Annotated in this window: 9 protein-coding genes and 3 pseudogenes; 7 read left to right on the top strand and 5 right to left on the bottom strand. The window is 60.5% G+C overall.

From position 1 onward, the window contains the following. From I5961_RS22785 to I5961_RS22775, 3 genes and pseudogenes are all read right to left on the bottom strand, one after another. Complete coding sequence (locus I5961_RS22785; protein WP_227233445.1) at positions 1 to 1230, bottom strand: hydroxymethylglutaryl-CoA reductase; 1230 nt, start codon at positions 1228 to 1230, stop codon at positions 1 to 3. A 166-nt stretch (positions 1231 to 1396) separates the two neighbouring features. Beyond that, positions 1397 to 3807: pseudogene (locus tag I5961_RS22780) on the bottom strand (glucose/quinate/shikimate family membrane-bound PQQ-dependent dehydrogenase). Positions 3808 to 3930: 123 nt separating this feature from the next. Then, on the bottom strand, positions 3931 to 5292 hold the full coding sequence (locus tag I5961_RS22775; protein ID WP_227233444.1) for a carbohydrate porin: 1362 nt from the start codon (positions 5290 to 5292) through the stop codon (positions 3931 to 3933). 299 nt (positions 5293 to 5591) lie between these two features. Here I5961_RS22775 and I5961_RS22770 point away from each other — a divergent pair, with 299 nt between their 5' ends. Together I5961_RS22770 and I5961_RS22765 are read left to right on the top strand one after the other, a co-directional pair. Next, positions 5592 to 5822 (top strand): VF530 family DNA-binding protein, encoded by a 231-nt coding sequence (locus I5961_RS22770; RefSeq protein WP_007956650.1) that lies wholly within the window; start codon positions 5592 to 5594, stop codon positions 5820 to 5822. Position 5823: 1 nt separating this feature from the next. After that, a pseudogene (locus I5961_RS22765) lies at positions 5824 to 6461 on the top strand (Pr6Pr family membrane protein). 18 nt (positions 6462 to 6479) lie between these two features. Here the strand turns inward: I5961_RS22765 and I5961_RS22760 are convergent. Both I5961_RS22760 and I5961_RS22755 read right to left on the bottom strand, forming a co-directional pair. Next, complete coding sequence (locus I5961_RS22760) at positions 6480 to 7265, bottom strand: siderophore-interacting protein (protein ID WP_085699773.1); 786 nt, start codon at positions 7263 to 7265, stop codon at positions 6480 to 6482. After that, positions 7262 to 7836, bottom strand: a pseudogene (locus I5961_RS22755) (PadR family transcriptional regulator). Before I5961_RS22755 ends, I5961_RS22760 begins: the two are co-directional and overlap by 4 nt. Before the next feature lie 503 nt (positions 7837 to 8339). Here I5961_RS22755 and I5961_RS22750 point away from each other — a divergent pair. The 5 genes from I5961_RS22750 (at position 8340) to I5961_RS22730 (ending at position 13971) form a co-directional block, all read left to right on the top strand. Beyond that, the gene (locus tag I5961_RS22750; protein ID WP_227233442.1) at positions 8340 to 8831 is read left to right on the top strand and encodes a CS1 type fimbrial major subunit; all 492 of its coding nucleotides are present in this window, start codon (positions 8340 to 8342) and stop codon (positions 8829 to 8831) included. Between the two features lie 101 nt (positions 8832 to 8932). Beyond that, on the top strand, positions 8933 to 11455 hold the full coding sequence (locus I5961_RS22745) for a TcfC E-set like domain-containing protein (protein WP_227233440.1): 2523 nt from the start codon (positions 8933 to 8935) through the stop codon (positions 11453 to 11455). Positions 11456 to 11459: 4 nt separating this feature from the next. Continuing rightward, complete coding sequence (locus tag I5961_RS22740; RefSeq protein ID WP_227233439.1) at positions 11460 to 12668, top strand: hypothetical protein; 1209 nt, start codon at positions 11460 to 11462, stop codon at positions 12666 to 12668. 43 nt (positions 12669 to 12711) lie between these two features. After that, the gene (locus I5961_RS22735; RefSeq protein ID WP_085701739.1) at positions 12712 to 13455 is read left to right on the top strand and encodes a pilus assembly protein; all 744 of its coding nucleotides are present in this window, start codon (positions 12712 to 12714) and stop codon (positions 13453 to 13455) included. Between the two features lie 15 nt (positions 13456 to 13470). Further along, positions 13471 to 13971 (top strand): fimbrial assembly protein, encoded by a 501-nt coding sequence (locus I5961_RS22730; protein ID WP_227233437.1) that lies wholly within the window; start codon positions 13471 to 13473, stop codon positions 13969 to 13971. Positions 13972 to 14073: the final 102 nt, after the last annotated feature.

The raw sequence follows: 14073 nt of genomic DNA, 5'->3' as shown, positions 1-14073 counted from the left end.
TCAGCGCCCCAATCGCTGATGGGCTGAAACCAGCTGATGCGAGGCTTGGGCGGCCATGATCGACAGTTCCCCCGCCAGTACCAGCGCACCGAGAATTTCCGCCAGCCGCCGGGTGTCGACGCCTGGTTTTTTACTGCCCGGGACGATCCCCATCAAGGCCAGGGCTTCGCGCTGGGTGGACAACCCGGTACCGCCGCCGACTGTTCCCAACGGCGTGTCCGGCAACAGGACCGAGGCGTAAATGGCTCCGTGTTCACAGGCTTCGATACACGTAATGCCTACCGCACTTTCAGCCACTTGAGCGACATCCTGACCCGTGGCGATGAAAAACGCGGCGAGGATATTGGCGTGATGGGCGTTGTGGCCGATGGCGCCGGCCATGGCGGAACCGAGCAGGTTCTTGCGGTATTGCAGTTCGCACAGGTCGGTGGAGTTGGTTTTGAGAATATCGCGCAGGATGTCGGCGCTCAGGTGGGCTTCGGCATGAATGCGCTGGCCGCGTCCGTTGAGGAAATTGACCATTGCCGCTTTTTTATCGGTGCAATAGTTGCCCGAGATGCTGATGCAGGGCACGCCTGTTTCCGGGCTGATCAACTGGATAATCGCTCGGTCGCAGGCAAGGGTTGCCATGTTCATGCCCATGGCATCGGCGCTGTGGAAGCGAAAACGCAGGTAAATCGTTCTGCCGACCACTGCCGGCACGATTTCCTGCAATTGCAGATAGTGGCTGTCCTGTTCGCAACATTGCTTGATCTGCGGGTAGTGGTCGCGAATCCAGGCGAGAAAGGTTTGGGCCTGTTCAATGCCGCTGGTGCGAAACACAGGCGCGCGGGTAATGCCCACGTCCTCGACCCGCACTACGGCGCCGCCGGCGGCATGCAAGGCGCGGCAACCGCGCGAGGTGCTGGCGATCAGCGCGCCTTCGGTGGTGGCCATGGGCACATAGACCGGTTCCTGAGCCGTAATGGCCTGGCCTTTGACAAGCAGCGGTCCGGCGACACCCAGCGGAATCTGTATGGAGCCGATGCGGTTCTCGCAATGAACCGGTCGCGCGTCGTGCTGATATTCGCCGATCGCCTGCAGGGACGACCCGTTGATTCGTTGCAGGGCCTCGCGTCGTATCAGGTTGGCTTCATCGGGCGCAAGGTGTGCGGGCAACTGATGGAGCCGGGTCTGTCCGTTGACCAGAGACTCGATCCAGTGGTTGCCAAAGTGGTGGGGGGCGGGCATCGCTGGCTCCATGATTCAACCGCTTCTCAGGGTTGATGATCGGAGCAAATGAGCAGAACCGCGCCTGTCAGAGTTGACAGTCTTTTATATCGATTGGCGATTGGCGCCCACAAAAAAGGCGACACCCTTGGCAGGGCGTCGCCTTTGCTTTTACCGCCGCTAAAACTTATTCCGGCAGTTTGTACGCAATCACATAGTCACCCATCTTGGTGCCCAGCGAACCGTGACCGCCGACAACGAGCAGAACGTATTGCTTGCCGTCCTTGCCGGTGTAGGTCATCGGGGTCGCCTGGCCGCCGGCCGGCAGACGCGATTTCCACAGTTCCTTACCGGTGTTCACGTCATAGGCGCGCAGGTACTGGTCGAGGGTGCCGCTGAGGAAGCCGACGCCGCCGGCAGTGACGATCGAGCCGCCCATGCTTGGCACGCCCAGGGTGAAGCCGATCGGGATTGGCGAGCTGTCGCGGCTGGTACCGTTTTTGCGTTTCCAGACGACTTTGCCGGTGGTCAGGTCGATACCGGCGACGTAGCCCCAGGCCGGGGCCTGGCACGGTACGCCGAGTGGCGACATGAACGGGTGCATGATCACCGCGTATGGCGCGCCGGTGTTCGGTTGCACGCCAGCGGTTTCGCTCTCGCGCTTGCTGCCGGCGGCGACTTTTTCGCGCGGCACCATTTTCGAGACGAAGGCCATGTAGTTCGGGCTGGTGAACAGCATCTGGCGAACCGGGTCGACCGATACGCCGCCCCAGTTGAACACGCCGACGTTACCCGGATAAACCAGGCTGCCCTGTTCCGACGGAGGCGTGTACTGGCCTTCGTAGCGCAGTTCCTTGAACTGGATGCGGCACAGCATCTGGTCGAACGGGCTGGCGCCCCACATGGCTTTTTCGGTCAGTTCCGGGGCCAGCAGGTTCAGGTCCGAACGGGCCTGGGTCGGGGCGGTGTGGTCGCCTTTCACGGCGCCTTGCGGAACCGGGATCTCGCGGATCGGGATGATCGGCGTGCCGTCACGACGGTCGAGGACGTACAGGCTGCCCTGTTTGGTCGGGGCGATCAGTGCAGGCTTGATGCCGTCGGCGGTTTTCATGTCCAGCAGGGTTGGCTGGCTGCCGACGTCCATGTCCCACAGGTCGTGGTGGGTGAACTGGTAGTTCCAGCGCACTTTACCGGTGGCCAGGTCCAGGGCGACGACGCCGGCGCTGAATTTCTCGGCGCCCGGGGTGCGGTCGGCGCCCCACTGGTCTGGCGTCTGGTTGCCCAGTGGCAGGTAAACCATGCCGAGTTTTTCATCGACGCTGGCCAGCGACCACATGTTGGCCGAGTTGCGGCTGTAGGTCTCGCCCGGGGCCAAAGGCTCGGTGGCGTCAGGCTTGTCGCTGTCCCAGTTCCACACCAGGTGACCGTCGCGCACGTCGAAGGCGCGGATCACGCCCGATGGCTCGTTGGTCGACTCGTTGTCGGTGACATGGCCGCCCATGATCACCAGATCACGGGTGATGGCGGCTGGCGAGGTGGAGTAGTAACCACCGGCGGTGAACGGGCCGATGCCTTGGGTCAGGTCAACCACACCGTTGGTGCCGAAGCCTTCGCAGATCTTGCCGGTGTCGGCGTTCAGTGCGATCAGGCGTGCATCGGCGGTCGGCAGGTACAGGCGACGCGGGCAGGCCTGGGCGACGGCTTTGCCGGCTTCGGAGATGACGGCGGACGCAGCGTTTTGCGACTTGGCGTACGCGGCTTCGTCGTAGTACGACACGCCACGGCAGGTCATGTGGGCGAAGCCCTTGAAGCCGACCGGGCTCTTGATCTGCGGGTCGAAGCGCCACAGTTCCTTGCCGGTGTCCGGGTCCAGCGCCAGCACTTTGCTGTGGGCGGTGCAGGCGTAGAGCATGCCGTTGGCTTTCAGCGGGGTGTTTTCATTGGTCAGCTCGACCGGGTCATCAGCGCTCGGCAGGTCGCCGGTCTGGATGCGCCAGGCTTCTTGCAGCTTGCCGACGTTGGCCGGGGTGATCTGCTTCAGAGGCGAGTAGCGATCACCGAACTCGGTGCGGCCATAGGCCTGCCAGTCGCCGTCGGGCATGGCTGGCGCGGTGCTGGTGGTACCGGCGGTGTCGCGACCCAGTTCGCCGAAGGTTTCGCCCGGGTGGGTGAACAGACTGGCCAGAGCGGTGACGCCGGCCAGAATCACGGCCACGGTCAAACCACCGGTGCCCATCGGCGCAGGGCCTGCGAGCAACAGCGGACGACGGAACCACGGCAGCAGCATCACGAAGCCGAGGACAAACCACAGCGCCAGACGCGGCACCAGTTGCCACCAGTCCAGGCCGACTTCCCACAGCGCCCAGACGGTGCTGGCGAACAGCACGATGGCGTACAGGCCCAGTGCTGCGCGACGGCGCATCAACATCAGAATGCCGGTCAGCGTGATGCCGATGCCGGCCAGCAGGTAGTACAGCGAGCCGCCGAGCGTGCTCAGCTTGATTCCCCGGCCAGCATGGCCAGGCCCATCAGTAGAAGCAGAATGCCGAGCAGGTTCGGCAGAAGACGGCTTCGACTCGAAGCACCTTCAGTGCTCATAGTGTGATTCTCCGTGACGTTTATGTAGTCCCGCGCTGTAGTCACTGTAGATGACGATTTGGCGTGGGCATGGTTCAAGTAAAACTTGTGTAGCTAGCTAAATTTCGTGCAGGGCGGTGTCGATCAGAACGACGACTGGATCTTGATCCCGCCGATCAGCGCGTCATCGACCTTGTCCACGCCGCCCGGATGGCGGATGTATTGCAGGTTCGGGCGCACGGTCAGCCAGTTCGTGACGTGCACGCCGTAATAGAGTTCGGCGCTGTATTCGGTGTCCTGCGGCGGCAGGTAGGACGGATCGTCGTAGTCGTAGACGGCGCGGGCCTGGTTGGTCGCTTCGGCGTTCTTGCGATAGGCCGGATTGACGTGAACCCGAGCCAGAGCGAAACCGATGTCGTCCCTGGCGCGGGCGTCGAACAGGCCTTTGTAGACCACGCCGGCCTGGACGTAGTTGTCGATGGCGTTGGTCTTCTTGTCGTGCATCGTGCCGTTGGCGAACACGCTCAAGCCGCGAGAGTTGTCGCTGGCGACGCTGGTGATCTGCTGCTGCACGCCGAGCCATACACCGTGTTTGCTTGAAGCGCTGCGATAGGCTTCGCCGCTCAGGGCCGCCGGCTGGCCGTTGCTGTCTTTATAGGCGTCGGTGGCCTTGGCGTTGCTGTAGTAATAACCGGCGCGGTATTCGCCCGGCAGGCCGTTCAGTTTCGGCTTCCATACCAGTTCGATCGGCAGGATCGCGCCCTGGGTGCCGCTGCCGCTGAGTTTGAAGCCGTTACCGCGATCGAGGTTCGACGGGTTCTGCTCATAGGCGCCGACTTGCGCGTACAGCTCCGGCGTCAGGTGATATTTGACGCGCATTGCCCATTGGCTGACCGGCCAGTTGTACCAGATGCCGCCGACCCAGTTGCCGACCTGCGAGCCGCAGAACGCCAGGTTCTGGAAGTCGCACGGGAAGCTGTTGAAGTCTTCGCCTTCGCCGAAGCGGCCGACCTTGATGTCGAGTTTCTGATCGAAGAATTTCTGCTGGTACCACATCTGCGTCAGGCGGGTGGTCTGGCCACGGCCCCAGACTTCCTGGGCCGAGGTGAAGCCACCGACGCGCGGGTCGTTGATGCGGTCGTTGCTGATGTTGTTGCCGCTGCGTTTGGTCACGGTCAGCTGGAATTCGGCGTCATCCCAGCCCAGCAGTTTTTGCAGGTCCAGATGAGTGCCGAGGCCCCATTGGTCGCTGTAGCGCGCGGTGCGGTCGTGGTCGTAGCCGCCGTGCAGGTTGCTGCCCATTTCACCGGTGTAGTCGAGCTTGAAGTCGATGCCTTTTGCCGAGAGTTCGCTGCGGGTGCCGTTCCAGTCACCGAGCATCCACGGTGATTCACTGTCGAAGGCCGAGGCGGCCTGGGTGCAGGTGGCGAGGCCAAGGGCGGTGCAGCCGCCGATCAGGCGCAGGGTTGAGATAGCGCTGTCTCTGGAGAGCGGAAAATCGAGCATTGAATAGGTCTTTCTTGATCTTTTTGGGGATAAGCTGGCCGCTACGATTTGACGCAGGCAGTGAAGCGATTCAGCAGAAGGGCGGCAGGATAATGTCCTGTTACAAAAACACAAAGTGCTTTTGCAGACATGAACCCTTTCGGATTCGGTAACAGTGCGGCAATCGATCACATTGCCCGGGATGATGGAGCCTGCGATCTTGTGCGGTTCACCTACATTTGAAGGAAGGCCTTCCACCGGCTCTGCCCCTCGGCTAAGGTGCGCGGCTTCTGCATTTTCACTTCGCCCAAAGGCCCGGCATGAACGACCACAATCCCGATCCGCTGCACGGCGTGACCCTCGAACAGATCCTCAATGCACTGGTAACCCACTACGAATGGTCGGGCCTGGCCGAGCGCATCGACATCCGCTGCTTCAAGAGCGATCCGACCATCAAGTCGAGCCTGACCTTTTTGCGCAAGACGCCATGGGCGCGGGAAAAGGTTGAGCGTCTGTACGTGAAGCTGATGCGCACCAAGCGACCGCTCTGAGATGAACGCCCTATGGCGGCGACGCCTGATCGCTTCGGTCGCGGTGCTGGGCTGGGCCGGGCTGGGGATTCAGCTGTACCTGATTTTCTTCGCACGGCTGAGTGTCGGCGCCAGCCTGCTGGGCGGGCTGGTGAGTTTCTTCAGCTACTTCACCGTGATCACCAACACCCTGGTGGCGGTGGTGCTGACCTGCGCGGTGACCCATCGCGAATCCGCTGCGCGCCAGTGGTTTGTGCAACCCCGGGTCAGCAGCGGGATTGCCGTCAGCATTGCGGTGGTGGGCCTGGCCTACAGCATTCTGCTGAGACATCTGTGGCATCCGCAGGGCTGGCAGTTTATCGCTGACGAATTGCTGCACGACGTGATGCCGCTGCTGTTTCTGGCTTATTGGTGGTTGTGTGTGCCGAAGGGCACCCTGCGTCTGAAGCACCTGCCGCTGTGGCTGATCTATCCGCTGGTGTACTTCGCCTATGCGCTGTTGCGCGGGCATTTGCTGGGGGCTTACGCCTATCCGTTCATTGACGTGGCGCTGCTGGGTTATCCACAGGTGTTCGTCAATGCCGGGGGATTCTGCTGGGCTTTGTGCTGATGGCGTTGCTGGTGATCGGGATTGATCGCTGGCAAGGGCGGCGCCTTTAACAGCGCCGCCGCGCGTATTCACTCTTCTTCCGAGCCTTCGGCACGCCAGTAGCCGACGGCTTTGACGAACTGCTCATCCAGCCCGTGCTCATCGAGCAGTACCCGGCGGATCTGCCGCGAGACTTTTGTTTCCGTCGCCACCCACGCATACAGATTGCCCTTGGGCACCTGCAATTGTTTGATGGTGGCCAGCAGATTGTCTTTGCCGCCCTCACGCAACACCCAGATCACATTGACCTGCGCCGCGCTTTCCAGGGTTTGCTGCTCCTTGCCGTTCTCCACTTCGATCACCACCAGCGCCTTGCGATTGGCCGCCAGGCCTTCGAGGCGGCGGGCGATGGCGGGCAGGGCGGTTTCGTCGCCGATCAGCAGGTAGCTGTCGAAGATGTCCGGCACGATCATCGAGCCACGCGGGCCGCCAATGTGCAGGAACTGTCCCGGTTTGGCCTGTTCGGCCCAGGTCGAGGCAGGGCCGTCGCCGTGCAGGACGAAATCGATGTCCAGCTCTAGCTTGTCGAGGTCGTAACGACGCGGGGTGTAGTCGCGCATCGGTGGCATCGGCACGTCGCTCTTGCCGGCGCCGAGCACCAGGGTTTCCAGCGCGGCGGCCTGTTCGGCGTTCTGCGGGAACAACAGTTTGACGTGATCGTCGGTGCCCAGGCTGATGAACCCGGCCAGTTCCGGCCCGCCGAGGGTGATGCGGCGCATGCGCGGGGTCAGGTCGACCACCCGCAGAACCTCGAGCCGGCGGCGTTTGATTTCATGCATCACACGGTGGATGCCTTGGGTCTGGACTTCAGTCATTCGGCTTTCTCCGGGGCAGATTGAACGGCAGGGCCGTCGACGATGGCTTTGGCGGTGTCGTTGAGCAGGTCGCGCACCCGCAGGATTTCTTCCGGGCTCCAGCGCCCGTGGTGCATCTGCAAGGCATGACGCAGGTTGTGTACCGCTTCATGGATTTCCGGCGGCCGGTCGTGACCGCGTAGCGAGCGCTTGCTGACGTCGATGCGCATGCGCACGCCGTCCAGCGCCACCGCTTGTTCGCTGAGGGATTGCCGGCCGGCATCGGTCACGGCGTAGCGCTTTTTGCCGCCCTCGGCGTCGCCGGTGATCATTTCGCTCTCTTCAAGGAATGTCAGGGTCGGGTAGATCACGCCGGGGCTGGGGCTGTAGGCGCCGTCGAACATGGTTTCGATCTGGCGGATCAGGTCGTAGCCGTGGCACGGCTGTTCGGCGATCAGTGCCAGTAGCAGCAATTTCAGATCACCGGGAGCGAAAACCCGCGGGCCGCGACCGCCGCGCTCGCGGCCGTGGCGTTTTTCGAAGCCGTCACGGCTGTCGCCGTGGTCGCGGTGGGGGAATGATGGTCTCTCATTTCAGTCCTCTCTCGTCGTATTTAGATACAACTTAAGATATATCTTTCAGGCCGGGCAAGGCCTTTTTCTTCGAAAGGGAATGGTCGCTGACGAGCGGTCGAAGCGCGTGAGCAGGGTTTCAAATGTTTTTTTTGCCAAAAAGACCGGTCACGCAGAAATAACCATGAAGTTAAAGCTATGACTCTATTAATCGTTGAGCTTATATTCTAAAACTTGAGGAAAGTACTACTGGAGCGTGCTGAAAGTGCTGTAATGTTTTTGACTTGAAACTGTAGGTAGGGAATTGCTTACAGTCACTTTATTGAATTTGTGATTTTGAATGTTTTTTCTTTCGAGTTGTAAGGGTGTTGAACTACAAGTGCGTAGGAAGTTGCCTGCTTACATTTAATCTACAAGCGTTGATCATGCCGCGGAGTTGAACTTCAGTGTCTCGGGCCTTATCGGCCGTTGTGAGCTGAACTTCAATGTTTCGATTCCTTAAAAAGAAAACAGGTACTGATCGATGTTCAAGAAAATCGCAATCACCGCTTCTCTCGCTGCCCTCGCCCTCAGCTCTTCCGTGACCTTTGCTGCCGGTGAAGCGCGCCACTCCATCAGCCTCATCGCCCATGTGCCGACCAATGGTTTCTACGTGGTGCCAACTGATACGGATCTGGTCAACAAAGACCAGGACATGAGCTATCAGCCAAGCACCGGCAAAATGCGTGAGATCAATGGTTTCTTCGATGTGCGCAACAACAACGGTTCGGTTCACGCCAGCCTGGAAAGTGTTCCGCAATTGATCTATGGAAGCGAAACCATCCCGCTGGAAGTTTCGTTCAACAACAAAGTACTGACCCTGACTCCACAAATGGTCGTGGGTGAGTCCGAGTCCGACGTGAACTATCGCGCACCGATCAAAATCCGCGCCACAGGCAGCTCTTTCCCCTCGGGTGATTACACCGGTGTTGTCGCGCTGACCTTCGACGCTGTACCGCCGATCGCTGCGCTCTGATCGGGCAGCTGCGCTGACCGCTCGGTAGCGTTTCCCGGCGGGACACCCATTCCCCAATGTCCCGCCGGACTTCAACTTGTTCGAAATCAGAGTAAGAGTTCATGTTCCCGATGACACCCATCGCGGTCGCGCTTGCACTGTTGTTTTGTGCCGGTGCGACGGCGGCACCTGTTTCCGCGGGTTCGACACCCCGCAGTCTGCTGGCGCAAGCCAAAGGTTTGCCAGCGGATTTCGAGGAGCATTTCTTTGACGTGCCCCTGGCCGTGCGGGTCGAGCTTGACCAGCAGCCTTTGGGAGAAGCTCTGGTCGTGCTGTCACGCGATGACCGCATCACCTTGCTCGAATTCACCGATACCAGCGAAAACCGCTACGGCCCGGCTGAACGGGAAAAGTGGGCAGCCTATCTCAAGCCCGGCGTGCCATTGGGCGATTGCTCCGGTGCGTGCCCGAATGATGTGCTGGCCGTGCATTACAACCTCGAAAGTTCCCTGGTCTCGATCCTCACCCGCAATGCCGAGCGCGATCTCGAGGCCAAGCGTTTTCACGATCAACCCCTCGAAGGCAGCAGCGGCCTGATGGTGCGCAATCAGCTCAACCTCAATGGTGGCCAGGATCAGGACCTGGGTGGGCGCTATGGTCTGGAGGCCAGTGGCAGCCTGGGTAACTGGAGCCAGACCTTCAACATGCAATTGGCGCGCATGGGCGGTCCCGACGACAAGCTGTACCACGCCGTGCACGAGCTTTACACCCAACGCGAGCTGCAAGGCAGCTTCTTTCGCCTGGGTTATTTCACCCCCAATTCCGAAGGCCTGACCCGTCAGCCGCGTACATTCGGCACCAGCCCCGACACGGCGGTCGGTGTGATGTACGGCAGCTCCGACAGTCTGGCCATCAACAACGCGATGCCCAGCGTTTATCCGATTTATGTCACCGCCAACCGTCAGGGCTCGGTGGAGATTTACCGCGACGGCCTGTTGATCAACACGCAGTCGGTGCCGGCCGGATTGCAGACCCTCGATACCCGACCGCTCCCGGGCGGCATCTATGAAGTGGAAGTGCGGCTGATCGAAGACGGTCAGATCACCTCCACCACTCAGGAGCTGGTCTACAAGCCGAACAACTGGCGCAACCTCGACGAGCGCTGGCGCTACAACCTGTTCGCCGGCGAAGAGAGCAAGCTGCTCAGCAACTGGGATCAACAGGCCAGCGGCAGTCCCACGGCCGGCGCTTCGATCAACTACCTGGCGCACCCGCGGGTGATTCTCGGGCTGTCGGCACGCCAGATCCGGGAAACACTGCAGTACGGCACGTCCATCGACTGGACGCTGGCCAACCATCTCAGCCTGTATGCCAACGTCTACCAGACCCGGGACTACGGCACCGGACTGGACCTGCAGAGCCTGTACAACTATGGCTCCGGCAGCCTGATCTTCAGCCACACCCGCAGTTGGCTGGACACCACCGATCTTTACGAAACCCTGCCCGATGGCACCCGTGTGCGCCAACGCAACGTGTTCGTCGGCCAGACCAGCAATTCTTCGCTGGCGATCAATCATCGCGTCGATCAGCGCAACTCCCTCAACGCCCGGGTTTCGCACAGTGAAGGCAACGTCGAAGGCTTCGGCGTGGATCTGGGCTGGAACCGCCGTGCCGTGCTGTTCGGCAACGATGCCAATTGGCGCCTGTCGCTGTTCGATCGTCCCGGCAGTTTCAGCAGCGGCAATGATCGCAGCCGGGGTGTCGATCTCAGCCTGAACCTCGCCATCGGCGCGCCGGGCCAGCAGTTGACCGGCAGCATCGGTTCACGCACCGACCGTGATGGCGGTCGCGACAACAACGCCTCTCTGGGCTGGCGCAAGGACTTCAAGGATCACGTGCTGCAGAACGTATCGGTTACCGCGCTGAGCGATACCTACGGCATGGGCCTGTCGAGCCTGGCCAACTTCCGCACCGACACGGTCAATGGCGACGGTTTCGTTCAGCGTTCGTCCTATAACAACAAGTTCACCGGCGGCCTGAACCTCGACAGCACGCTGGTGGTGGGCGGGCAGAAAATGCTGATGACCAGCGAATACGAGATGCGCGGCGCCGGCATGATCGTCGATGTGGAATCGGACATTGACGGGATTGTCCTGCGGGCCGACGACCTCAGCGGCGGCGGTGCTTCATTGAAGCCGGGGCGCAATTTCATTCCGCTGACGGCGTACCAGAACAGCTCCGTGAGCTTCGACTTCGAGGGCAACCATGTGCCCGCCGCGACCATCGCTCCGGCCCGGACCCGCTATCACCTGAACAAGGGCGGCGTGGATTACCGGCAGATCCGGGTGATGAAAACCCTCACTGTCCTCGGTCGTCTGGTGGATGCGCAGGGGCGTCCGCTCAGGGGCCATCACGTGATCAACCACGCCAGTCGCGGAGTGACCGAAGTCGACGGGTTCTTCTCGATGGAAATGAATGCTGGCTCCCCGACGCTGGAAGTGCGCCGGGATAACAACCTGCTGTGCCAGTTCCGTCTCAACGAGAGGGATCACCGCAGCGAAAACAATGTGTTGATGATCGGTGACCTGCGCTGCACGCCCGACACTCTCGCCGATCTCGCATCCATCGAACAGAAGGCGGGTTGATGCCATGAAAGCGACAAAGTACTGGCTGGGTTTACTAACGGCGTTGAGCCTTTCGGCCGAGGCAGCCACTCATGAAATAAAAGCGTTGTTCCAGCCAGACCCCTCGCAGCCAAACAAGAATGTTTTTGTCAACAAGACGCCCAACAGTGGCTATTGCGCGAGTTATCCGGGTCAGTGCTCGGCGCACAATATGTTCAGTATTCAAACGCCGGTGCGGTTCACGTCCACGCGGCCCTTCGCCCCTGGCGACAGTCTGGGAGTGAGGGTTCCGGCCAATTGGCGGCGGTTGACCGTCACCAATCGGGATACGCAGGAAACCGAAACCGTTGAAGTGCGAATCATCGGCATCGGGTCCACCTATGTCCTGAGCCATCCGGCGGCCGAACTGACAGGCGCGGCGACCCCCCTGGAGGGACATCAGCAACTCTGGACCAGTAGAAGTTGGGTCTATGTTCCGGCTCCGTGTCAATACAGCGGTGTAGGGTTATATACATCGGCAACCTACAGGTTTTTCTGGAAGGCACCGGAAGAGGCTGCCTGTACCAAGGTCGCCGCGTACACGATTCCGTCGATGTCATTCGTCAACCTCGATTTTGCCTATGAATTGAGAACGCCCAATCCGTTGGGTATGTCATCAGGGCTCTACACCGGGTCGTTGTCCTACACCATGGGCCCCGATGGTGATTTTCAGATGGGCACGACGATGGTGCCGGAAGATAGCGATCTGACTCTGGATTTCGTGTTGGACGTACAGCACACGCTGAAAGTCGAGCTGCCTCCTGGCGGAAACAAAATTGCGCTGGAGCCGGCAGGCGGCTGGCAACAGTGGATCAACAGCGGCCGCAGGCCGACCGACATCTTCCGTAATCAGCCGTTTTTCCTGTCCGCTTCATCGCGTTTCAAGGTGATGTTGCAGTGCAGTTCTCTGGGAGGGTCCGACTGCAACATAGGCAATAACCAGGTGGGCTTCTCCAAGTTCCAGGTCCGGCTGACGATGCCACCCGGCATTGTCGGCCCCGGGAATACCGATGGCTGGTCCGGCACGCTGACTTACAACACCTGGCTTGGACCGTTCGAGCCCAGCCGTTATGTCGATCGCAAACAAGGCATGTTGCGCTTCTTCATCTCTCCCAGGTTTCTGGATTTTTTGAAGCCCGGCATGAACGGCACGCTGTGGGGCAACGCCACGATCATTTTCGATTCGGAAGTATGAGCATCTGCCAACGGGGCATTGTGATTTTCATGAGGTTGAAAGGATGAGACATCTGTTTTTGCTGTTGCTGTGCGCGGTGTTCTGGACCACGGCCCAGGCCGGACCGCAAATCAATGTGGGCACGGTGTACGACTACCTGGACGGCGACAAAAGCACCTACCTGAAACGGGTGTTCAACAGCGGCGACAGCACGGCATTCGTCAAGGTCAACGTGCTGGAGATCGTCTACGACGGCCAGGGCCAGCCCCAGGAGGTTCCGGTTGCGAGCGCCGCTGATGGCGCGTCGCGCAACGGCCTGATGGCCAGCCCGGCACGCCTGATCATTCCGGCCCAGGGCATGCAGGGCACGCGTCTGCTGTATATGGGGGAGCGCGACCGCGAGCGCTATTTCCGTGTGCGCTTCGTGCCGGTGGTGCCGGAGAAGGAGGACGATTTTGTGGTGTCCAGCGAAGAGCGCGAAGACTACAAGAAGACCCTTTCGGCGGGCGTCAACGTGATGACCGGTTTCGGCACGGTGTTTTTCGTACGGCCGAAAGACACTCGCTACGACACGGTTCTCAACGACACCGGCAGTCGGTATGAAGTGCGCAACAACGGCAACACGGTGGTTGTGGTCGACGAGTTCAAGAGCTGTTCACTGGTAAAGGAAACCGACTGCGGCGCGACCGTCAAACACCACGTGATGGCCGGCCGCACGTTCGCTTTCGACAAGGAAAAGGGCCGCGAGTATCGCTTCAAGCTCGTTGAAGGCGAGCGCAAGCAGGATCTCAAGGTCGTCAGCCGCTGACCCGCAGGAAATGACATGAACAAGTATTGTGTGGCCGCCGTACTGGCGGCAATCAGCACGTTGACCGCAACCGCTGTCTCGGCGGCTCGGGAAACGCTGCATTTCGAAGTGACGCTGACCATCCCCAGCCGACCGTTTTACATCCTGCCGTCGGAACCGGACTGGATCCACCGACCGCAGATTCTGGCCTGGAACTACCCGGATTCGACCCTCGGTGGGTTCAGCAGGAACTTCGATGTGCGGCATGACACCAGCGCCATCGAGGCTCGGCTGGAAAGCGCGCCGTACCTGTCGACGGGCAGGCCCGGCGAGAATATCGATCTGCGGGTGCGCTTCAACAACGTGGAACTGAGTGCCGCTCCGGCGTACCGTCAGGTGCTGTCAAAGGAGGAGGCCGCGATAGGCAAGCGAGTGCCGCTGGAGATCGATCCGATCATGCCGGCCGGTGGTTACAAGGCGGGAGATTATTTCGGCAACGTACTGGTCGTGTTCAACGCGAGGGCCCCGGGAGAGTAACAAGCGGCAGTCGCTGATCGGTATCCGTTTGCGGACGGATAAAGGAAAGATCGCGATCATGCCGGGCTGGGCAGCCGCCAGGGAGGCGGATTTTCTATCGAT

This window comes from Pseudomonas sp. IAC-BECa141, from assembly GCF_020544405.1.
Lineage (GTDB): Bacteria > Pseudomonadota > Gammaproteobacteria > Pseudomonadales > Pseudomonadaceae > Aquipseudomonas.
This window is presented reverse-complemented; position numbering and strand designations above follow the sequence as displayed.